Raw genomic sequence first — 21,767 nt, 5'->3', positions numbered from 1 at the left:
CTCATGCGCCGTGGTCCGGAGCCCGGCCGGAAGGGGCCTTGTAAGGCCGGGTGACATCGCGCAGCGACACATCCAGCGCCTCCACCGGCAGGCGCAGTGCGCCGTCTCCTGCAAGGGTCAGGAGCACATGGCCGGCACCGTCTTCCCCCGGTTCAAAGGTGACGGAGAGCAGCGACAGGATCAGGTCCTTGTCCTTGCGGTCCACCCCTTGCGAGGAAACCCCCAGCACGCTGTCCACCACCAGCAAGGACTGCACCCGCTCAAAAGCCCGGCCACGGCGCTCCGCTGCGTCGCTGTCTTCCCAGCGAAAACGGTTAACAAGCAGAGCAAAGCGGCGTTCAGACGCGCGCCAGCTCATTTCCGTCACCGGAAACACCGCGTCCTGCAGCAGCGAGGACAGCACCTTTAGGTCCTCTTCATCCAATGCGCCCAGGTTCAACGGCGCCTCGCGGCCGTCCTCGAAACTCGCATCTGTCATGACTGTTCCTTGATCCGCTCGATTTTTGCGCCGACACCGGACAGCTTGCGCACCACATGCTCATAGCCGCGGTCCAGGTGGTAGACCCGGCTGACCTTGGTTTCGCCTTCTGCTGCCATGCCGGCCAGAATCAGCGAGACAGAGGCGCGCAGGTCGGTGGCCATCACCGGCGCACCCTTCAGCTTCTCGACGCCGGTGACGGTCGCGTGGCCGCCGTGCACCTCGATCTCGGCGCCCATGCGCACCAGCTCGGGCGCGTGCATGAAGCGGTTCTCAAAGATCTTCTCTTCCAGAACCGAGGTGCCTTCAGCCGTGCACATCAGCGCCATCATCTGCGCCTGCAGGTCGGTGGGAAAGCCCGGGAAAGGTTCTGTCACCACATCCACCGCGCGCACCCGGCCGTTCTTGCGGCTGACGGTCAGGCTGTTTTCGTTTTCGGTGATTTCAATGCCAGCGGCCTCCAGCTTGGCGCAGAAGCTTTCCAGCAGGCTGCGGCGGCCGCCCAGCAGCTCCACCTCGCCGCCGCAGATTGCGGGGGCCAGCATATAGGTGCCCAGCTCGATCCGGTCGGTCACCACCTGGTGGGTCGCGCCATGCAGGCGGTCGACACCCTGGATGGTGATATTGGGGGAGCCGTCGCCCTCAATCTGCGCACCCATTTTGCGCAGGCAATCGGCCAGATCGACGATTTCCGGCTCGCGCGCGGCGTTTTTGATGACGGTGGTGCCCTTGGCAAGTGTCGCCGCCATCATGATGTTCTCGGTCGCCCCGACGGAGGCAAAGCTTAGCTCCACCACCGCGCCTTTCAGGCCTTTGGGTGCCTTGGCGTGCAGATAGCCGTCCTTCAGTTCAATCTCCGCCCCCAGCGCTTCCAGCCCGTGAATGTGCAGATCCATCGGGCGTGCACCGATGGCGCAGCCGCCGGGCAGTGACACAACAGCCTGGCCCAGCCGCGCCAGCATCGGACCCAGCACCAGGTTCGACGCGCGCATTTTCCGCACAATATCATAGTCGGCGACGTGGCTGGTCAGGTCATGGCTGGACATTGCCAGCACCTGGCCGTCCTGAAGGCTGGACACTTCGGCCCCCAGCGATTGCAGCAGCAGCGTCATCGTCTTGATGTCGCTGAGGCGCGGCGCATTCGTCAGCGTCAGTGGCTCCTCGCTCAGCAAGGTTGCCGGCATAAGGGTAAGGCAGGCGTTCTTGGCCCCTGCGATCGGAATTTGCCCGTTCAGCGGGCCATTGCCGGTTACCAGAATCGAATCCATCTGCTCTTACTCTCCACTCTTGCCCGTATCCTGATCCTGCTTGTCTGACCGCGCCTTCGCCTGAGCCTTGCGCCGGGCCATGTTGGCCTTGAGCGCTGCCTTCAGCCGGTCTTCGCGCGATGCTGCGGAACCGTCGTTTTTAGGGGATTTCTTCTCTGCCATAAGACTTCTCTAACTTAGTGCGAAAAAACCGTCCAGAATGCTCTTGCACGCCTTCGCGTTTATGCCTAAAAGCCCCCTCACCGGCGCTGCTGTAGCTCAGAGGTAGAGCACTCCCTTGGTAAGGGAGAGGTCGAGAGTTCAATTCTCTCCAGCAGCACCATTAATCCCTGAAATTGCTGCATAATATCTCACTACAGGTGCAGTGTCCGGCCGTTGGTTTGGGGTGCTTTTTTGCGTTTCCGGGGAGGGGCAGGCAGGTCCAGCCGCTGGGATCGGAGTGCGCTGCATCAGACAACGCCCCGGGCGAATCAGTTTTACGGTTGCGGCTGCCTTGCACGGAGGCGCGTGCTGACTGCAGCGGGCGCCATGATTGCCCGGCAGCATGGCTGAATCCTCGGCGGCGCAAAGGGAATTCGCAGGTCAACGTGCCAGTGCAAGCGGGAAGGGCACCCGAATCAGGCTCAGACTAGCCGGGCCTTGCGGGCAGCGCTGCTGCAGTTCACTTTCGCTTTCTTGAATATTTGTATTTTTTAAAATCAGCCGCCTGCGAAATGATTCAGATCAAGGTAGCAGCAACAGCACATTTGCATGGTGGCGCTGGCAGAACGCAGCATGCTGGGGCGTGAAGATGTATCTGATTGCAACCTTTGATTGTTGTTTTGCCGAAATGGGTTAGGGTTTTCCTGCCATCGCCAGAGAGTTGAGCCTGTCTCGATCTGCTTTGGTGCAAATAGAAGCAGCCATGGAGGACAGATATGTCCGAACAGCCAACCAAAGCCGAAGAACGGAATACCTTTCTGTTCCTCGCGGTGATTCTGGCGCCGGTTCTGGCAGTGGGAATCGTCGGCGGATACGGCCTGATGATCTGGATCTCCCAGATCTTCCTGGGGCCGCCCACAGGTTAAGGGCCCAGGCCAATGCCAGCACATGCCAGCACAGCTCCTTCGCGGCGCGCCTTCCTGACCGGAAGAGTGGCCCGCCCGGATCCCGAGTTCCGGCCGCCCTGGACGGATGAGGCCCGGGTGCAGTCCCATTGCACCAGCTGCAATGCCTGCGTGGACGCCTGCCCGGAGAACATTATCGAGTTCGACAGCCGCAACCGCCCGCGCATCAATTTCCGCGGCGGCGAATGCACCTTCTGCGCCGCTTGCGCCGAAGCCTGTCCCGAACCTGTTTTCGACTTGGTGCAGCCGGCCCCCTGGCCGGTCACGGTAGAGATCACCGGCAGCTGTCTGAACGCCGCCGGCATCGCCTGCCAGCTGTGCACCGATACCTGCGACCCGCGCGCCTTGCGGATGGACCTGTCGGTCCGCCCGGTCGGCGCAATTCAGGTGGACGCCGACGCCTGCACCGGTTGCGGCGCCTGCCTTTCCACTTGCCCGAACAACGCCATTGCGATCACCGATCCCCGCCAGCAAAGGAAGTCCGCGTGACAGAAGAAATCCATATCTCCAGCCTGCTGGTGCGCAGCGACCCGGCGCGGATGGAGGCCGTTCTGGCCGACATCAAATCCATGCCCCGCGCTGAAATTTCGCAAACCGATCCCTCGGGCAAGATCGTGGTCCTGTTCGAGGCCGGCAGCGACCGGGCTATCGGTGATGCACTCGCCAAAATTCAGCTTCTCGACGGCGTCGCCAGCGCGGCGCTTGTCTTCCATCAAACCTGCGATGCGCAGGACCTCGCCATTGAAGAAGGAGTCCCCCAATGACCGGACTTACCCGCCGTGACGCCATCAAGGCGCAGGCCGCCGCCGCAGCGGCGCTTGCTGCCGGCCTGCCGGTTCCCGCGGCAGCGCAGAACCTTGTAACAGATGCAAACGTGACTGAGCTGAAATGGTCCAAGGCGGCCTGCCGCTTCTGCGGCACCGGCTGCTCGATCATGGTGGCCACCAAGGCCGGCCGCGTGGTTGCCACCCACGGCGACACCCAGGCAGAGGTCAACCGCGGCCTGAACTGTGTCAAGGGCTACTTCCTGTCGAAGATCATGTATGGCGCCGACCGCCTGACCACGCCGCTGCTGCGCAAGACGGGCGGCGAATATGACAAGAACGGCGAATTCACCCCGGTTTCCTGGGATGAGGCCTTCGACATCATGGCCGAGAAGTGGAAGAAGACACTGGCCGAGAAAGGCCCCGAAGGCATCGGCATGTTCGGCTCCGGCCAGTGGACCGTCTGGGAAGGCTATGCGGCCTCCAAGCTGATGAAGGCGGGCTTCCGCTCCAACAACATCGACCCCAACGCGCGCCACTGCATGGCTTCGGCTGTGGGCGGCTTCATGCGCACCTTCGGCATCGACGAGCCGATGGGCTGCTATGACGACTTCGAGAACGCCGACGCCTTCGTGCTGTGGGGCTCGAACATGGCGGAGATGCACCCGATCCTGTGGACCCGCATCACCGACCGCCGCTTCAGCCATCCGCACGTCAAGGTCGCGGTACTGTCGACATTCACCCACCGCAGTTTCGACCTGGCCGACATCCCGGCGGTGTTCACGCCGCAGACCGACATGGTGATCCTCAACTACATCGCCAATTACATCATCCAGAATGACGCGGTGCATAAGGACTTCGTTGGCAAGCACGTCAATTTCCGCCGCGGCAATACCGACATCGGCTATGGTCTGCGTCCGGAACACCCGCTGGAACAGGCGGCCGAGAACAACGACAAGGCGGGCGGTTCCGAGCCGATGAGCTTCGAGGAATTTGCCGAGTTCGTGTCGGAATACACGCTCGAAAAAGCGGAAGAAATGTCCGGCGTCCCAGCTGAGACCCTGGAAAAGATCGCCAAGCTTTATGCCGATCCCAACACCAAGGTCATGTCGCTGTGGACCATGGGCGCCAACCAGCACACCCGCGGTGTCTGGACCAACAACCTGCTTTACAACATCCACCTGCTGACCGGCAAAATCTCCACCCCCGGCAACTCGCCGTTCTCGCTGACCGGCCAGCCGTCGGCTTGCGGTACCGCGCGTGAGGTCGGCACCTTCTCGCACCGCCTGCCGGCTGACATGGTGGTCAAGAACCCGGAACACCGCGCCTATGCCGAAAAGATCTGGAAGCTGCCCGAAGGCACCGTTCCGGGCTGGGTCGGTTCCCACGCGGTGAAGCAGAACCGTGACCTGAAGGACGGCAAGATCAACTGCTACTGGGTGCAGGTGAACAACAACATGCAGGCCGCCCCCAACATGATGGAGGAAGGGCTGCCGGGCTATCGCAACCCCGACAACTTCATCGTAGTGTCGGATGCCTACCCGACGGTGACGGCAGAGGCTGCAGACCTGATCCTGCCCGCCGCCATGTGGGTCGAGAAGGAAGGCGCCTACGGCAACGCGGAGCGCCGCACCCAGTTCTGGTACCAGCTGGTCAACGCGCCGGGCGAGTCGAAGTCCGACCTGTGGCAGTTGGCGGAATTCTCCAAGCGCTTCACCACCGATGAGGTCTGGCCGGCGGAAATCCTGGACGCCAACCCCGAATACAAGGGCAAGACCCTGTTCGAGGTGCTGTTCGCCAACGGCAAAGTCGACCAGTACGAGCTGTCCGAAAAGGCCCGCGAATACGGCAACCACGAATCCGAGGACTTCGGCTTTTACATCCAGAAGGGCCTGTTCGAGGAATACGCCGAATTCGGCCGCGGCAAGGCGCATGACCTGGCCCCGTTCGACACCTACCACGAGGTGCGCGGCCTGCGCTGGCCCGTGGTGGATGGCAAGGAAACCCAATGGCGCTTCAAGGAAGGTTCTGACCCCTACGTGAAGCCGGGTTCGGATTACGAATTCTACGGCAAGCCTGACGGCAAGGCGGTGATTTTTGCACTGCCCTATGAACCGCCGGCGGAAAGCCCGGATGACGAATATCCGATGTGGCTGGCCACCGGCCGGGTGTTGGAGCACTGGCACTCAGGCTCAATGACCCAGCGGGTGCCGGAGCTGTACCAGGCCGTTCCCGACGCGCTTTGCTACATGCACCCGGACGATGCCAAGGCGCAGGGGTTCCGGCGCGGCACCGAGGTGCGGGTGATCTCGCGGCGCGGCGAAATCCGCACCAGGATTGAAACCCGCGGCCGCAACAAGCCGCCCAAAGGCCTGGTCTTTGTGCCCTGGTTCGATGCGCGCCGGCTGATCAACAAGGTCACGCTGGACGCCACCGATCCGATCTCGAAACAGACGGACTTCAAAAAATGCGCAGTCCGTATCGAAGCAGTGTGAGGCCCGTCATGAAACATCTCCGTCTCGCCATCCTGGCCGCACCAATCCTGCTGGCCTCGGCAGCCTTTGCCCAGAACCAGGTCGCCACGCTGCGCAACACTGCGCCGCTGGACCAGCAGGGCGAAGCCACCCAGATTCCCGGCATCGTCAACACTGACATCCGCCAGGTGCGCAACTACCCGGATCAGCCGCCGCTGATCCCGCACAAGACCGACAACTACCAGGTCGATCTGAACTCCAACAAATGCCTGACCTGCCACAGCCGCACCGCGGTGGAGGTCAGCCAGGCGCCGATGATCTCGGTCACCCACTTCATGAACCGCGAGGGCCAGACCCTCGGCGCGGTCAGCCCGCGGCGCTATTTCTGCACCCAGTGCCACGTGGTGCAGACCAACGCCCGGCCGCTGGTCGAAAACGAGTTCGTCGATGTCGACAAGGTGCTGGACTACGTCCATTCCAAACAGGGCGGGTCTGACTGATGTGGAGTTTTCTGAAACGTCTCTGGTGGATCATCCGCCGGCCCAGCGCCTACTTCTCGCTCGGCTTTCTGACCATGGGCGGCTTTGTGATGGGGATCATTTTCTGGGGCGGTTTCAACACCGCACTGGAGGTCACCAACACTGAGGCCTTCTGCACCAGCTGCCACGAAATGCGCGACAACGTGTTCGAGGAGCTGAAGCCGACGATCCACTATTCCAACCGCTCCGGCGTGCGGGCGTCCTGCCCGGACTGCCACGTGCCGCACAACTGGACCAATAAGATCGCCCGCAAGATGCAGGCCTCCAAGGAGGTCTGGGGCAAGATCTTCGGCACCATCAACACGCGGGAGAAATTCCTGGAGCACCGGCTGGAGCTGGCGCAGCACGAATGGGCACGGCTTGAGGCAAACGACAGCTTGGAATGCCGCAACTGCCACTCGGATGAGTCGATGGACATCACCCGCCAATCCAAGCGGGCGGCGGATGCGCATGAGCGCTTCCTGTTCACCGGCGAGAAGACCTGTATCAGCTGCCACAAGGGTATCGCCCACCAGCTGCCGGACATGGCCGCAGCCGAAGGCGAGGATCACGCAGGCCTGCTGGCCCCGGCCCATGGCGAGGGCCTGCTGGCCAGCACCCGCAGCTACCTGGGCCTGAGCAGCGACTGACGCTGCCAGCCCCGCAAAGCACGAAAAGGCCGCTGTCCTAACGGGCAGCGGCCTGTTTTTATTCTTGATGCGCTGAATACGTCCCCGGATCGCCTGCGATCCGGTTCGCGCCCGGCCCCGCCCCCAGGGCGGGCGCGAATGCAACTGAGGTTGCAACAGGCTGAATGGGTGGCGTTTGTCTGTCAACACGCCCCAAGCGGCACCGCGCCCACCCTCGGGACCGGGCGCGAACCTGCCGTTGCGGCTGGGCTGAAAAAGTAGGCCTACAGCGGGATGCTGCCCAGATGGTCCTCGCCGCGCTCCCGCGCCAGCTGCATCTGCTTTTGCCGCTCGCGGAACCGGGTCTTGTCCTCTTCCGAGGTCTGGCCAATGCACAGGTGGCAGCTGACGCCCTGCTCGAATTCGGGCCGCGCCTTGTCTTCTGGAAGGATCGGGCGCCGGCAGCCGTGGCACAGCTCATGCGGGCCTTCAACCAGCCCGTGGCCGACCGACACCCGGTTGTCGAACACAAAGCATTCGCCTTCCCAGGTGCTGTTCTCCGCTGGCATTTCCTCCAGATAGCGCAGGATGCCGCCCTTCAGGTGATAGACATCCTCCACCCCCTGGCCCAGCAGGTAGTTGGTCGACTTCTCGCAGCGGATGCCGCCGGTGCAGAACATCGCAACCTTCTTGTTGTGAAAACGGTCCTTGTTCTCTTCCCACCAAGCGGGGAAGTCGCGGAAAGACCCGGTCTTGGGGTCAATCGCGCCCTCAAAGGTGCCGATGGCCACTTCGTAATCGTTGCGGGTGTCGATCAGCACCACATCGTCCTGCCGGATCAGGTCGTTCCACTCTTCCGGCTCGACGTAATGCCCGACAGACGCCAGCGGATCCACGTCCGGCTGCCCCATCGTGACGATCTCTTTCTTCAGCCGCACCTTCATCTTGCCGAACGGCGGCTCGGCAGCGGTTGCCTCTTTCCATTCCAGCCCCGCACAGCCAGGCAGCGCCTTAATATGCGCCAGCACCGCGTCGATGCCTGCGCGCGGGCCTGCGATGGTGCCATTGATCCCTTCTTGCGCCAGCAGCAAGGAGCCTTTGACATCCTGCGCCTGGCACAGGTCCAGCAGCGCCGGCCGGATCGCGGCGGGATCGGGGAAGCGGGTGAAGTGATAGAGGGCAGCAATCGTGTACATGCCCCGCCCTTAGAACCATGCGCCCGGGTTTTCAAGTCAAAGAACCCGCCCGGCGGCCCCAATAAAACAAGGGCTTTGGATGTATGTTTTGGCCATGCCTGTGCACTGTCCTGCAGCAGCAGTTCCCATGACCCGCCTATACCGCTAGATGTTGTGTATACAGCATAGGAGATGCCGATGACCCATGCCCTGATCGTTGTCGATGTGCAAAACGATTTCTGTCCCGGCGGCGCGCTGGCGGTTCCCGGCGGGGATGAGGTGGTGGCCCCGATCAACGCGATGATGGGCCGGTTCGATGCCGTGATCCTGACCCAGGACTGGCACCCGGCGGGGCATTCCTCCTTTGCCTCCTCGCACCCGGGCAAAGCGCCGTTTGAAACCACTGAGATGCCCTATGGCCCCCAGGTGCTGTGGCCGGACCACTGCGTTCAGGGCACTGAAGGCGCGGCCTTCCGCAAGGGCCTGCGCACCGATGGCGATTTGATAATCCGCAAGGGATTCAGGCCTGCGATCGACAGCTATTCCGGTTTCTTCGAGAACGACCAGATCACGCCCACCGGGCTGGAGGGATACCTGCGCAGCCGCGGCATAACCCGGCTGACACTTGCCGGGCTGGCCACTGACTTCTGTGTTGCCTTCACCGCGCTGGATGCGGCGCGCCTGGGGTTTGGCGTGACGGTGCAGCTGTCTGCCTGCCGTGCCATTGATCTGGATGGCTCTCTCAGCGCAGCCCTGACGCAGATGGAAGAGGCAGGCATAGAGTTTCAATCTTGAGTTGAAGTTTCCAAATGTTAACCAGTTACCCCTAACACTGGCAGGGAGTCCGGACAGCAAGGCTGACTGATGAAAATAGGGAAGGGGCCACACGATGGCCCGCTGGCCAGCTATGAGAGAAAGTACAGCTCGTTTGAGCTGATGATGCGCTATGCCAAGGGGCGCTACAGAACTTTCTGGGCACGGCAGGTCTTTGTTTTCGGAATTTGCGTGCTGCTTGGCCTGGCGACCGACATGGCGATTGCCGCCTTGGCGTTCACAGCAGCCTTGACAGGTGACATCGCCGACAGTTTTTGCCTGTGGCGCCTGCAGGCCCTGGCAGCCAAAGGCATCCCTGAAGCAAAGCTGCGGCTGCTGACGACCTTGTCTGCCACGGTTTACGGCGCCGGGATGAGCATCTGCGCCACCCTGCCATATTTGCCTTGGGTGGACGCCGGCGTTGACACTGAACATCACCTCGACATTCTGTTCACGATTGCCTTCCTTGCCGGCATTGCGATGAATGCCGCGATTACCCTTCCGTACCACCGTCCGGCTTCAATCGTCTGGATGGTCATCTTCTGTGCCGTGCCTGCAGCCATGCTTGCGGTTGACCTTGTTGCGGGCGGCGGCTTTACCACTGAATGGCAGCTGCATGCTGTCGGTATCATAACCTTGACCGGCTTCATGTTCTGGCTGGCCGCCTATGGGCGCCGCACCTTTGAAAACACCCGCCAGTACAATCTGGCCACCGCCACCCAGCAGCAGGAGCTGGAGGCCGCGAACGCCTGCCTGCAGGAACAGCGTATTGAGGCCCGCCGCCTGGCGCTGGTTGCGGAAAATGCCAATGACAGCGTGATGCTGATGGACCGGACAGGGCGGATCACCTGGGTCAATGACAGTTTCACCCGTATAACCGGCTATACCTCTGAGGAGGCACTGGGCCAGCTGCCCGGCGACCTGCTGAACAGCGGCGAGACCGATCCCGGCACAATCAAGATGTTGCAGGACAGTATCCGCTATGCCCAGCCGGTCCGGGTTGAGATCCGCAACCGCTGCAAGGACGGGCGGCTGGTCTGGATCGAAACCAGCCAGGTGCCGATGCTGAACAGCGCCGGCAAGCTGGAAACCCTGATCGCAGTGGAGCGCGACATCACCGCCGCCAAGGAACATGCCCAGCAGCTGGAAGAGGCGCGCGCTGCAGCAGAAGAAGGCGCGCGTGCCAAATCGGACTTTCTGGCCACCATGAGCCACGAAATCCGCACTCCGATGAACGGGGTAATCGGGATGGCACAGCTGTTGCGCGACAGCGGTCTCAGCAAGGAACAGGCGCTTTATGCCGATACTATCCTCAGCTCTGCGGACATGCTGCTGGGGCTGATCAACGATGTCCTTGATTTCTCCAAGATGGAGGCAGAGGAGCTTACGCTTAGCCCGGTCAGCTTTGACCCCCGTGCCTGTTTCGAAACCACCATCCGCCTGCTGCAGGCCCAGGCGGATGCCAAGGGGCTGGAACTGGTGCTGGAGATCCAGGAAGACCTGCCTGCGCAGCTGCGCGGGGACGACAGACGGATCCGGCAAATTCTGATGAATCTGGCCGGCAATGCGGTCAAGTTCACCAAGCAGGGGCGGGTTTCGGTGATGCTGGGCGGCACTCCGGCGGCAGGCGGGTATGAGCTGACGTTCTCGGTGACGGATAGCGGCATCGGCATCGCCGAGGATAAGCTGGGGGATGTGTTTGAGCGGTTTTCGCAAGCCGATGCCGCCATCAGCCGCCGGTTTGGCGGCACCGGCCTGGGGCTGGCCATTTCCCGCCGCCTGGCAGAGGCCATGGGCGGCAGCATCGCCGTATCTTCGGAATTGGGCAGGGGGTCCTGTTTCGCGGTTCGCCTGCTTCTGCAGGACGCGCAGGACGAAACCGGCGCGCAGCCTGAATCCGCGGCCCCAGGCGATCTTGCGGTGCTGGACGGGCTGCGGGTGCTGGTGGCAGAGGACAATGCCGTGAACCGGCTGCTGGTGGAGAAATTCCTGCTTGCAGCGCCCGTCGAACTGGCCTTTGCCCAGGATGGCGGCGAGGCGGTGGCGCAGTTCGAAGCTTTTGTGCCGGATGTCATCCTGATGGACATGTCGATGCCGGAAATGGACGGGCTGGAAGCCACCCGCGCAATCCGTGCTTTGGCCCGGCCGCAGCCGGTGATTGTGGCGCTGACCGCCAATGCCTTTGATTCTGACCGCAAGGCCTGCCTGGATGCCGGCATGGACGATTTCATGAGCAAGCCGATCAGCAAGCCCAAGCTGCTGGCACTGCTGGCCCGGCTGGCGCCGCAGGCGCAAAGCCGTCGCGCGGGCTGATCTCCTTGCCCCGGCTGCCGCGCTGTCCTATCAATCAGTGACCCTTATGCACGAGGCCGCCGGTGGATATTGCAACCCGCGTCTACAATCACAAATGGAAGATCGACCCGATCGTCCGGTCGCTGATTGATACTGATTTCTACAAGCTTCTGATGTGCCAGTCTGTGTTCCGAAACAAGCCGGACACCACCGTCACCTTCTCGCTGATCAACCGCTCGGCGCATGTGCCGCTGGCCAAGCTGATCGACGAGGGAGAGTTGCGTGAACAGCTGGACCACATCCGCTCGCTGTCGCTCAGCCGCGGCGAAAGCACCTGGCTGCGCGGCAATACTTTTTACGGCAAACGCCAGATGTTCCGCCCCGATTTCATGGAATGGTTCGAAGGTCTGCGCCTGCCGCCCTACCACCTGGAGCGCAAGGGCGATCAGTACGAGCTGACGTTCGAGGGCAAATGGCACGAGGTCATGCTGTGGGAAATTCCCGCCCTTGCCGTGCTGATGGAGCTGCGCAGCCGGGCAGTGATCAACAGCATGGGCCGGTTTGAACTGCAGGTGCTGTACGCCCGCGCCATGACCCGCGTTTGGGAAAAGATCGAACGCTTGCGCGAGGTGGACGGCCTCACCATCGCCGATTTCGGCACCCGCCGCCGCCATTCCTTCCTGTGGCAGGACTGGTGCGTGCAGGCGATGATCGAGGGGCTGGGCGACAAATTCACCGGCACCTCCAACTGCCTTATCGCCATGCGCCGCGAGGTTGAGGCGATCGGCACCAACGCGCATGAGCTGCCGATGGTCTATTCGGCGCTGGCCGGCAGTGACGCGGAACTGGCGCAGGCTCCCTACGACGTGCTGTCCGACTGGCATGATGAGCACGAGGGCAACCTGCGCATCATCCTGCCGGATACCTATGGCACCCAGGGTTTCCTCGACCGTGCGCCGGACTGGCTGGCCGGCTGGACCGGCATCCGCATCGACAGCGGCGACCCTGCCAAGGGCGCCGAGGTAGCGGTCAACTGGTGGAAAGCCCGCGGCGAGGACCCGGCAGAGAAACGGGTGATCTTCTCCGATGGATTGGACGTACAGCAAATCCAGGACCTGCACGCGCAGTTCTCGGACCGCACCAAGGTTTCCTTCGGCTGGGGCACACTCTTGACGAACGACTTCCGCAAGCTGGTGCCGGATGACGCGCTGGCGCCGTTCTCGCTGGTCTGCAAGGCGGTTGCGGCCAATGGACGCCCCACGGTGAAACTGTCCGACAACCCGGAAAAGGCGATGGGGCCGGCAGAGGAAATCGACCGCTACAAGCGCGTTTTCGGTGTCGGCGAGCAGGAACGGCAGGCGGTAATCGTCTGATAACACTTCGCCGGTCTTGCGGCGGGTATTCTGTGATGCAGTACAATTAGTGGCAGAGTCACTGTCCCAATGTTTCGCGCGCGAAACATTGGGACATAACGGCTGACCTATTTTCTGCCCTAACCGTGATGTGCCGCCACGGTCTTCAATTGCGAAAAACCGTAGAGGGCCTCAAACCCTTTTTCCCGCCCGTGGCCGGATTTTCCGACCCCGCCAAACGGCAGCTCCACCCCGCCGCCGGCGCCGTAGTTGTTGAGGAAAACCTGGCCCGCGCGCAGGCGTTTCGCCAGCCGCATCTGCCGCGCCCCGTCACGGGTCCAGACGCTGGCGACAAGGCCATAGTCGGTGGCATTGGCAATCCGAAGGGCGTCCTCTTCGGTCTCAAACGGGATCAGCACCTGCACCGGGCCAAAAATCTCTTCCCGCGCCAGCACGTGATCCTCCGGCACATCGGCAAACAGGGTGGGGCGGACGTAGGCGCCGCTTTCCGGGGCGTGCTCCACTATTGCCCCTTGCGCCGCCACCGGCAGGTCCGCGCCCTGCTTCAGGTAGTCCTCGACAATCTGTTTCTGCCGGGCAGAGATCAACGGCCCGACCCGCAGGTCCTCTGCCGCAGGCCCCACGGTCAGCGCACCATAGGCTGCAGCCATCCGTGCCTTCACGTCCTCATACACTCCGCGCTGCACCAGGATGCGCGAGGAAGCCGAGCAGGTCTGGCCCGCGTTCTGTACCCCTGCGTTCACCAGGAACGGCAGGGCCGCATCCAGATCGGCATCATCGAACACCAGCTGCGGGGACTTGCCGCCCAGCTCCAGCGTCACCGGCACCACATTGCCCCCCGCCGCCTGCTGCACCAGCGCGCCGGTTCTGACCGACCCGGTGAAGGAGATATGATGCACGCCCGGATGCGCCGCCAGCGCCGCGCCGGCCTCTGCGCCCAACCCCGGCACCACGTTCAGGGCACCGGGGGGTAGTCCGGCCTCCATGGCGATACGGGCAAAGGCCAGGGTGGTCAGGCAGGCTTCCTCCGCCGGTTTCAGCACGCAGGCATTGCCCATCGCCAGCGCCGCACCGACAGAACGGCCGATGATCTGCATCGGGTAGTTCCAGGGCACGATGTGGCCTGTCACCCCATGCGGCTCGCGCAGGGTATAGACGGTGTAGCCATCGAGATAGGGGATGGTCTCCCCCATCACCTTGTCTGCTGCGCCGCCGTAGAACTCGCAGTACCGCGCCAGCGCTACCGCATCAGCCCGCGCTTGGGTCAGCGGCTTGCCCACGTCCATCGCCTCGATCGCGGCCAGCGCGTCAACCCGCTCCAGCACGAACTGGCCAATGCGGGTCAGGATGCGGCCGCGCTCCAGCGCGGTCATGCGGCCCCATTCGCCGTCCAGCGCTGTCTCGGCTTCCAAAACCGCCGCCTCGATATCCGCCGCGCCGCCGCGGGCAATCTGGCAGATTTCACTGCCGTCCGACGGGTTCACCAGCGGCAGCGTGCCGCCGCTGGCCGCGGGCAGCCATTTGCCGCCAATCAGGCAAAGCGCGGGATCGAACCAGAGGGGATCAGACATGCCGGGGGTTCCTTTCGGGATCGGAGATTTCAGGCAGCACCGGGGCTGCGGCAATCAGCTGGCGGGTGTAGGGGTGCTGCGGATTGCTGAACACGGCTTCGGTTTCGCCCTGCTCGACGATTTCGCCCTGTTTCATCACCAGGCAGCGGTCGGTGATCGTGCGCACCACGCTGAGGTCGTGGCTGATGAACAGATAGGTAAGGGAATAGGCTGCGCACAGCTCTGCCAGCAGGTCGAGGATGCGGGCACGGACGGAAACATCCAGAGCTGAGACCGCCTCGTCGAAGATGATCAGCTCCGGCCGGGTGATCAGGGCGCGGGCAATGGCGATGCGCTGGCGCTGGCCGCCTGAGAACTGGTGGATGTATTTCTGCGCATCCTCCGGTTTCAGCCCGACGGCAATCAGAGTCTCTGCAATCAGATTGCCGCGCGCGGCGCCCGTGGGAGGATCGGGCAGCGTATGGAACGGCTCAGTGATCAGCCGCTCTACCCGGTGGCGCGGGTTGAAGCTGCCGTAGGGGTCCTGAAACACCACCTGCATCTTACGCCTGAGACCGGGGCTAAGCCCGGTTGTCACGGGCGCGCCATCCAAAAGGATATCTCCGCCTTGCAGCTGCTCCAGCCCCAGAATTGCCCGTGTCAGGGTCGATTTCCCGCAGCCCGACTCCCCCACCAGCCCCAGCCGCTCGCCTCGGTTGATGGTGAAGGAGACGTCCCGGACAGCACGGAAGCTGCCAGGTTTGGCAAATAGCGACGGGCGCGGAGTCTTGTAGTCACGAACCGCATTCCTGACCTCCAGCAGAGGTGACGGGGCAGGCGGTTCCGGCAGCGCCACCTGATGGCTGGAGGCTTCAAACAGCATCCGCGTGTATGGGTGGCGCATGTTGCACAACAGCCAGTCCGTGTTGCCGGTCTCCACCACCTCGCCCTGGCGCATGACGACAATCCGGTCCGCCAGATCCGCCACCACCGCCAGGTCATGGGTGATGATCAGCAGTCCCATGCCATAGTCCTGCACCAGGTCCTTCAGCAGGTCCAGAATTTGCGCCTGGGTGGTCACATCCAGCGCGGTTGTCGGCTCATCTGCGATCAAGAGCTTGGGGCGCAGGGCAATAGCCATCGCAATCACCACCCGCTGGCGCTGGCCGCCCGACAGCTCATGCGGATAGCGCGACAGCGGAAAGCGGTCCTGCGGCAGCCCGACCCGCTCCAGCACCTCGCGCGCGCGGGCTTCGGCCTGTTCGCGCGGCATCGCCTTGTGGATCAGGATGGTTTCCATCACCTGATCGCCGATGGTTTTCACCGGGTTCAGTGCGGTCATCGGTTCCTGGAATACCATGCCGATGGACTGGCCGCGGATGGCACACATCTGCACTTCGTTTTGATCCAGCAGCTGGGTGCCGTCCAGGGTGACATAGCCCTTGGCTTCCGCCAGCTCCGGCAGCAGCTGCATCAATGCCAGCGCGGTCATCGATTTGCCCGAGCCGCTTTCACCAGTGACGGCAACAATCTCGCCAGGATCGACATGGAAGGACACGTCCTTCAGCACCTGAAGAGCGCCGATGCTGACCGATAGATTGGTGACATCCATAAGGGTCATGAGCGCGCCATCCTGAGTTTCGGATCCAGATAGTCGCGCAAACCGTCGCCCAGCAGATTCAACCCCAGCACCGTCAGGATGATGGCCATGCCCGGCACCAGCGCCAGATGCGGGGCAAAGCTGACCATGGTCTGCGCATCGGCCAGCATCCGCCCCCAGCTGGGGGTGGGCGGCTGCGCGCCAAGGCCGACATAGCTGAGGCCTGCCTCCGCCAGGATGCCGAGCGAAAACTGGATGGTGCCCTGCACGATCAGCAGGTTCATGACGTTGGGCAGGATATGCTCCGCCGAGATCCGTGCCGCGCCCTTGCCTGCGACCCGTGCGGCCAGGATGAATTCGCGCTCCCACAGGGACAGCGCCGCGCCGCGGGTGATGCGGGCAAAGACGGGAATGTTGAAGATGCCGATGGCGATGATGGCGTTGACGGCTCCTGCGCCCAGAACGGCGGTGATCAGGATGGCGATCACCAGCGAGGGGAAGGCAAAGACCAGATCGTTGCCGCGCATGATCAATTCATCCAGCCACGACCCCTTGCGCGCCGCGGCGGCCAGACCCAGCGGCACGCCTGCGCCCATGCCGATGCCGACGGCCACCAAGGCAACGGCGATGGAGGTGCGCGCGCCGACCATGATCATCGACATCAGGTCGCGCCCGAAATGATCGGTGCCCAGCCAGTGCTGCGCATTCGGCGTCTGCAGTTTGGCGGGGATGTTCATCGCGGCGTGGTCAAACGGCGTCCAGATGAAGGACACCGCTGCCGCCAGCAGCACCAGAGAGGACAGAACTGCGCCTAGGATCAGGTTGCGGGTCATCTATCGCCTCCAACGGCGTCAATGAACCGAGGGACGCGCCCGAGCCTGGGTGGGTGCGAAGCGCCCTCCCGGGGGGAGGGGAGGGCGCGGCCCGGCGTTGCCGGGCCAAAAGACAGAGGCGGGTTCCCGTATTTCCGTGTCATGTCCGGCTCCTCAGCCGCGGGTCGACCAGCGCATAGGCGAGATCAACCAGGAAATTCACTGTGATGACGGCAAAGACCAGGAGCATCACCACGGACTCCACCACGATCAGATCGCGCGAGGAGATCGCCTGGAACACCAGCCGTCCGAGGCCGGGCAGGTAAAACACCTGTTCGATGATGATGGCGCCTGCCAGCAGGAAGGAGAACTGCAGCCCTATGATGGTCAGCACCGGGATCAGCGCGTTGCGCACTCCGTGGCGCCACAGCGCCTGACGGCGGCTGAGGCCCTTGGCGCGGGCGGTGCGCATGAAGTCCTCACCCAATATGTCCAGCAGGGCAGAGCGCATCACCCGGGTCAGGATTGCAGCCTGCGGCAGGGCCAGCGCGATGGCAGGCAAGGTGAGCGCATGGAGGCCCGCCCAAAGCCCCGCGTCCCAGCCCGGAAACCCGCCGGCGCCGAACCAGCGCAGGTTGATGGCAAACACCAGCACCAGCATCATCGCAAACCAGAAGTTCGGCACCGCAACCCCCAGCTGGGTTGCCCCCATAACCGCCATGTCACCCGGCTTACCGCGGCGGGCGGCGGCGTAAATGCCCGCGGGAAAGGCAATCAGGGTCGACAGCGTCAGCGCATAAAGCGCCAGCGGCAGCGACACCCACAGCCGGTCGGCGATCATCCCTGCGACCGGCGTGCGGTAGGTGTAGGAGGTGCCGAAATCGCCACTCAGCATGCCTGCGGCCCACGTCAGGTAGCGGGTCAGTTTGCCCTCATCCAGACCCAGCTCTGTCCGCAGTGCGGCGACGGTGTCGGGCTGTGCATTGACCCCCAGCATGAAGGAGGCCGGATCGCCCGGCGCCACCTCCACCACAAGGAAAACCACCAGCGAGGCAACGGCCAGGCTGAGGATCAGCGACACCAGGCGTTTCAGGGCATAACGCAGCATAAATGCCACGTTAGGAGCGCGGGGCGGGCGGGTCCAGTGGGCGGTGAAGTGAAACCGCAGCGGGCGGGCAAAAAGGCGCAACGTCAAAGGGTTGAGGCGTGCCCTTTGGCATTCGGCAGAAACCGGTTATCACTGGGCCATGCTGTCCCGCCCCTTGTTCATCGGATCGGAAATTTACCGCGGCTCCTCCTATGGCCGCACCCATCCCTTGCGGGTGCCGCGGGTTTCGACCGTGATGGATCTCTCGCGTGCGCTGGGCTGGCTGCCGGACTCGGTCTATGTAAATTCCCCCCGCGCCAAGCCTGCGGCGCTGACGGTCTGGCACACGCCCGAATACATCGCGGCGCTGCAGGCGGCGGAGGAAGCGCAGGAGGTCAGCGCTGAGGTTCGTGCGCGGCATCATCTGGGCACGATCTCCAACCCGGTGTTTCCAGAAATTTTCCGCCGCCCGGCCACCGCCGCGGGCGGGTCGATCCTGGCGGGCGAGCTGCTGGCGGATGGCGGCATCATCTACAATCCCGCGGGCGGCACCCATCACGGGATGCCGGACCGGGCCAACGGGTTCTGCTATTTGAACGATCCGGTGCTGGCAATGCTGTCGCTGCGCCATCACGGCGCCCGGCGGATTGCCTATGTGGACATTGATGCCCATCATGCGGATGGGGTGGAGCATGGCTTTGCCGGCGACGCCGATGTGCTGATGATCTCGGTGCATGAGGAAAACCTCTGGCCCAAGACCGGAACGCTGAACGATGACGCGGGCGGATCAGCGCTGAACCTGCCGGTGCCGCGCGGCTTCAACGATGACGAGATGGGGCATATCCGAGACGCGCTGATCCTGCCCGCGGTGGCGGCCTTTGACCCTGATGCCATCGTGCTGCAATGCGGGGCGGATGCCGTCACCGAAGACCCGCTGCCGCATTTGGACCTGTCCAACAATGCCCATTGGGGGGTGGTGCGGGCGCTGATGGGGATGGCGCCGCGTTACCTGGTGCTGGGCGGCGGCGGTTACAACCCATGGTCGGTAGGGCGGCTCTGGACCGGTGTCTGGGCCACGCTGAACGGTTTTGAGGTGCCGGAGCGTTTGCCGGCGGCAGGCGAGGCGGTGCTGCGCGGGCTGGAGTTCAACAGCAACCGGCTGGGCCGCAATCCGCCGGACCATTGGTTCACCACGCTGCGCGATCAGCCGCGCGGCGGGGAGGTGCGGCAGGAGATCCGGGAGCGGGTGGATTATTTGCGGGTGAGGCGTGGGGTTTGAAGCGTTGAGGGCATCGCTCGAACCGTGGGCGCTGCCCGGCCTGCCGGCCGGGCGTTCGGTTGCAAGCTGGGACTATTCCACCCAGCTAAGCGCGCTGAGGTCGATGGCCGCTGTGGGCGCATTCTCCCACAGCCCTTGCAGCCCGGTTTTGGCCACGCCAAGCTTGGCCAGCTGGAACAGGTAGCCATTGACGTAATCCGCCGAAATCATCTCCTGCGCCTCCTGCAGGATTGCGGTGCGCGCATCCGGATCGGTCGTGATGTTCAGCTTAGCCATCAGCGCCTGGAACGGCTCGCTGTCATACTGGAAATAATATTCGGGCCGAGAATAGATGCCGATGTCCATCGGCTCGGTATGGCTGACGATGGTTAGGCCAAAGCTCTTGCCGCGGAACACACTTTCCAGCCATTGCGCCCATTCGACATTGATGATCTCGGCCTTGATGCCAACCTCAGCAAGCTGCGCTGCGATGATCTCGCCGCCGCGCCGGGCATAAGAGGGCGGCGGCAGGTGCAGAGTGGTCTCGAACCCGTCCGGGAAACCCGCCTCCGCCAGCAGCGCCTTGGCTTGATCGGGATCATAGGCGGACATGCCGGTCAGGTCTTTATACGCCGGGTTGTGCGGCGCGAAGTGGGTGCCGATCGGGGTGCCGTAGCCGAACATGGCGCCGTCGATGATCGCCTGCCGGTCGATGGCATGAGCCAGGGCCTGCCGCACCCGGATGTCATCAAACGGCGCCTGCTTGTTGTTGGTGGACAGGATCGTCTCGCCCTCGGTGGAGCCGACCAGCACCTGGAACCGCGGATCGGCGTCGAATTGCGGCAGGTTTTCCGGCGCCGGGAAGTTGTCAAAGGCGTCGATATCCTCTGCCATCATCGCGGCAAAGGCCGCAGTGGGGTCGGAGATGAACTTGAACGTGGCCGAGGCCAGTGCGGGCTGTTCGCCCCAGTAGTCCGGGTTGCGCGCCAGCGTTATGCGGTCGCCCTGCACCCACTCCTGGAAGGTATAGGCGCCGGTGCCAATGGGGCTGGTCTTGATGTCTCCGATGCTTTCGGGTGCCACGATCACCGCATCGCCCCAGGCGAGGTTGAACAGCAGGCTGCCGTTCGGCGCGTCCAGCGTGATCTGCACCGTTTGCGGGTCCAGCGTGTCGACCGCTGTGATCCCTTCAAACAGCGCCTTTTGCGCGTTGGTGCTGTCCTCCGCCCGGGCGCGGTCGAGCGAGAATTTCACGTCCTCCGCATCCATTGCGCTGCCGTCGTGAAAGGTGACGCCCTCGCGCAACTTGAATGTGTAGACGGTGCCGTCCCCGGAGATTTCCCAGCTTTCCGCCAGCCCCGGCACCACAGAGCCATCGCCCATGAAGCGGGTCAGCCCCTCGAAGATATTGCTGTAAACCACCGAGTCGATGGTCTGCGCTGCGGCGCTGGTCGGGTCCAGGTGCGGCGGTTCCAGCTGCAGGCCGATGGTGACGCTGTCCTTGGCCCAGGCGCCGCCCGCCACCAGCGCCAGCGCGGAGCTGGCGGCAAAAACAAAGGATCTGAAACCCATCTGAAATCTCCCTGTGTGCAAACTGCGGGCCGGAAAACGGCGCCTATTGGAAACGAGTTTCCCTGTTTCCCGTGCGTAATCAAGGCCGGGCGGCATTTCGCGCACTGGAAGCACGCGGCGTTAATTGGTAATCCGTGTCCACTCTAAGAACCGCGGACAGGACAGCCATGAGCGCGACAGCCAAGAAACAGGCGCCCAACGCCGAAGATATCCGGGCCCGCAAGGGCGGCACCCCGTTGGTGAGCCTGACGGCCTATACGACACCTATGGCGCGGCTGATGGACAAGCATTGCGACTTCGTGCTTGTCGGCGACAGCGTCGGCATGGTGCTGCACGGGCTGACCTCCACCCTGGGCGTGACGATGGAGATGATGATCCTGCACGGGCAGGCTGTGGCACGCGGGCTGAGCCAGGCGATGCTGGTGATCGACATGCCCTTCGGCTCCTACGAGGAAGGCCCGCAGCAGGCGTTCCGCAACGCCGCCCGGCTGATGGCGGAAACCGGCTGCGCCGCGGTCAAGCTGGAAGGCGGGGTTGAGATGGCCGAGACCATCCGCTTCCTGGTCAAGCGCGGCATCCCGGTTATGGCCCACATCGGCCTGACGCCGCAGTCGATCAACACGCTGGGCGGCTACAAGGTGCAGGGCCGTGATGCGCAAGGCGACGCCGTGCTGGCCGATGCCCGCGCGGTGGCGGATGCCGGGGCATTTTCCGTGGTGCTGGAAAAGGTGCCGCAGAAACTGGCCGACAAGATCACCGCCGAAGTGGCGATCCCCACCATCGGCATCGGCGCCAGCGCCGGGTGTGACGGGCAGATCCTGGTGGTCGATGACATGCTGGGCTTCTTCACCGCCTTCAAACCGAAGTTCGTGAAGCGCTATGCCGATCTTGGCCCGCTGGCAGAGGCAGGCATCGCCGAATACGCCGCTGAGGTGCGGGCGCGCAGTTTCCCTGCCGCCGAGCATGTCTTTGCCGATCAGGCGCCCTCCAAAGGATGA

The 21,767-nt window shown here is 63.3% G+C and carries 20 protein-coding genes and 1 tRNA gene; 12 read left to right on the top strand and 9 right to left on the bottom strand.

Annotation, left to right across the window (positions count from 1 at the left end; genetic code table 11):
• Position 1: 1 nt before the first annotated feature.
• From N6L27_RS13100 to N6L27_RS13090, 3 genes are read right to left on the bottom strand one after another with little or no spacing between them, the layout of a single operon-like run.
• Positions 2–478 carry a DUF2948 family protein gene (locus N6L27_RS13100; protein WP_271907720.1) on the bottom strand — a complete coding sequence of 159 codons (477 nt, stop codon included), beginning with the start codon at positions 476–478 and terminating at the stop codon, positions 2–4.
• Positions 475–1,746, bottom strand: a complete 1,272-nt coding sequence (gene murA / locus N6L27_RS13095) for a UDP-N-acetylglucosamine 1-carboxyvinyltransferase (RefSeq protein ID WP_271907719.1) — start codon at positions 1,744–1,746, stop codon at positions 475–477. The genes N6L27_RS13100 and murA overlap by 4 nt, the downstream gene beginning before the upstream one ends.
• Before the next feature lie 6 nt (positions 1,747–1,752).
• Positions 1,753–1,908, bottom strand: a complete 156-nt coding sequence (locus tag N6L27_RS13090) for a hypothetical protein (RefSeq protein ID WP_193747630.1) — start codon at positions 1,906–1,908, stop codon at positions 1,753–1,755.
• 85 nt (positions 1,909–1,993) lie between these two features.
• On the opposite strand from N6L27_RS13090, the gene N6L27_RS13085 reads away from it, so the two are divergent.
• From N6L27_RS13085 to N6L27_RS13055, 7 genes are all read left to right on the top strand, one after another.
• A tRNA-Thr gene (locus N6L27_RS13085) sits at positions 1,994–2,068 on the top strand.
• A gap of 595 nt (positions 2,069–2,663) precedes the next feature.
• Positions 2,664–2,813 carry a periplasmic nitrate reductase, NapE protein gene (gene napE, locus N6L27_RS13080; RefSeq protein WP_039185196.1) on the top strand — a complete coding sequence of 50 codons (150 nt, stop codon included), beginning with the start codon at positions 2,664–2,666 and terminating at the stop codon, positions 2,811–2,813.
• A 12-nt stretch (positions 2,814–2,825) separates the two neighbouring features.
• A complete protein-coding gene (gene napF / locus N6L27_RS13075) occupies positions 2,826–3,341 on the top strand; it encodes a ferredoxin-type protein NapF (RefSeq protein ID WP_271907717.1) in 516 nt (171 codons plus the stop codon).
• Positions 3,338–3,616, top strand: coding sequence for a chaperone NapD (locus N6L27_RS13070; protein WP_271907716.1), 279 nt, complete (start codon positions 3,338–3,340; stop codon positions 3,614–3,616). The genes napF and N6L27_RS13070 overlap by 4 nt, the downstream gene beginning before the upstream one ends.
• Complete coding sequence (napA, locus tag N6L27_RS13065; protein ID WP_271907715.1) at positions 3,613–6,111, top strand: nitrate reductase catalytic subunit NapA; 2,499 nt, start codon at positions 3,613–3,615, stop codon at positions 6,109–6,111. Before N6L27_RS13070 ends, napA begins: the two co-directional genes overlap by 4 nt.
• 8 nt (positions 6,112–6,119) lie before the next feature.
• Positions 6,120–6,590 (top strand): nitrate reductase cytochrome c-type subunit, encoded by a 471-nt coding sequence (locus tag N6L27_RS13060; RefSeq protein ID WP_271907714.1) that lies wholly within the window; start codon positions 6,120–6,122, stop codon positions 6,588–6,590.
• Complete coding sequence (locus N6L27_RS13055; RefSeq protein WP_271907713.1) at positions 6,590–7,258, top strand: NapC/NirT family cytochrome c; 669 nt, start codon at positions 6,590–6,592, stop codon at positions 7,256–7,258. Before N6L27_RS13060 ends, N6L27_RS13055 begins: the two co-directional genes overlap by 1 nt.
• A gap of 263 nt (positions 7,259–7,521) precedes the next feature.
• Here N6L27_RS13055 and trhO read toward each other — a convergent pair whose 3' ends face one another.
• On the bottom strand, positions 7,522–8,433 hold the full coding sequence (trhO, locus tag N6L27_RS13050; RefSeq protein ID WP_271907712.1) for an oxygen-dependent tRNA uridine(34) hydroxylase TrhO: 912 nt from the start codon (positions 8,431–8,433) through the stop codon (positions 7,522–7,524).
• 177 nt (positions 8,434–8,610) lie between these two features.
• On the opposite strand from trhO, the gene pncA reads away from it, so the two are divergent.
• From pncA to pncB, 3 genes are all read left to right on the top strand, one after another.
• Positions 8,611–9,207 (top strand): bifunctional nicotinamidase/pyrazinamidase, encoded by a 597-nt coding sequence (pncA, locus tag N6L27_RS13045; protein WP_271907711.1) that lies wholly within the window; start codon positions 8,611–8,613, stop codon positions 9,205–9,207.
• A 69-nt stretch (positions 9,208–9,276) separates the two neighbouring features.
• Positions 9,277–11,538, top strand: a complete 2,262-nt coding sequence (locus tag N6L27_RS13040; protein WP_271907710.1) for a hybrid sensor histidine kinase/response regulator — start codon at positions 9,277–9,279, stop codon at positions 11,536–11,538.
• A 62-nt stretch (positions 11,539–11,600) separates the two neighbouring features.
• Positions 11,601–12,890: a nicotinate phosphoribosyltransferase gene (pncB, locus tag N6L27_RS13035; protein ID WP_271907709.1), complete on the top strand. Its 1,290-nt coding sequence runs from the start codon at positions 11,601–11,603 to the stop codon at positions 12,888–12,890.
• A gap of 119 nt (positions 12,891–13,009) precedes the next feature.
• Here pncB and N6L27_RS13030 read toward each other — a convergent pair whose 3' ends face one another.
• The 4 genes from N6L27_RS13030 to N6L27_RS13015 all read right to left on the bottom strand — a co-directional run bounded on the left by N6L27_RS13030 (position 13,010) and on the right by N6L27_RS13015 (position 17,960).
• Complete coding sequence (locus tag N6L27_RS13030) at positions 13,010–14,461, bottom strand: aldehyde dehydrogenase family protein (protein WP_271907708.1); 1,452 nt, start codon at positions 14,459–14,461, stop codon at positions 13,010–13,012.
• Complete coding sequence (locus tag N6L27_RS13025) at positions 14,454–16,061, bottom strand: ABC transporter ATP-binding protein (protein WP_271907707.1); 1,608 nt, start codon at positions 16,059–16,061, stop codon at positions 14,454–14,456. The genes N6L27_RS13030 and N6L27_RS13025 overlap by 8 nt, the downstream gene beginning before the upstream one ends.
• Positions 16,058–16,873 (bottom strand): ABC transporter permease, encoded by an 816-nt coding sequence (locus tag N6L27_RS13020; RefSeq protein ID WP_271907706.1) that lies wholly within the window; start codon positions 16,871–16,873, stop codon positions 16,058–16,060. Before N6L27_RS13020 ends, N6L27_RS13025 begins: the two co-directional genes overlap by 4 nt.
• A 139-nt stretch (positions 16,874–17,012) precedes the next feature.
• Positions 17,013–17,960 (bottom strand): ABC transporter permease, encoded by a 948-nt coding sequence (locus N6L27_RS13015; RefSeq protein ID WP_271907705.1) that lies wholly within the window; start codon positions 17,958–17,960, stop codon positions 17,013–17,015.
• Between the two features lie 139 nt (positions 17,961–18,099).
• Here N6L27_RS13015 and N6L27_RS13010 point away from each other — a divergent pair, with 139 nt between their 5' ends.
• Complete coding sequence (locus N6L27_RS13010) at positions 18,100–19,218, top strand: acetoin utilization protein AcuC (RefSeq protein WP_271907704.1); 1,119 nt, start codon at positions 18,100–18,102, stop codon at positions 19,216–19,218.
• Between the two features lie 72 nt (positions 19,219–19,290).
• On the opposite strand, the gene N6L27_RS13005 is transcribed toward N6L27_RS13010, so the two are convergent.
• Positions 19,291–20,769 (bottom strand): ABC transporter substrate-binding protein, encoded by a 1,479-nt coding sequence (locus N6L27_RS13005; protein WP_271907703.1) that lies wholly within the window; start codon positions 20,767–20,769, stop codon positions 19,291–19,293.
• A 167-nt stretch (positions 20,770–20,936) separates the two neighbouring features.
• Here N6L27_RS13005 and panB point away from each other — a divergent pair, with 167 nt between their 5' ends.
• Positions 20,937–21,767 (top strand): 3-methyl-2-oxobutanoate hydroxymethyltransferase, encoded by an 831-nt coding sequence (gene panB / locus N6L27_RS13000; RefSeq protein WP_271907702.1) that lies wholly within the window; start codon positions 20,937–20,939, stop codon positions 21,765–21,767.

It is taken from the genome of Leisingera sp. SS27 (assembly GCF_028368855.1).
GTDB lineage: Bacteria > Pseudomonadota > Alphaproteobacteria > Rhodobacterales > Rhodobacteraceae > Leisingera.
Note: the sequence above shows the minus strand (reverse complement) of the source record. Positions and strands in the feature narration are given on the sequence as shown.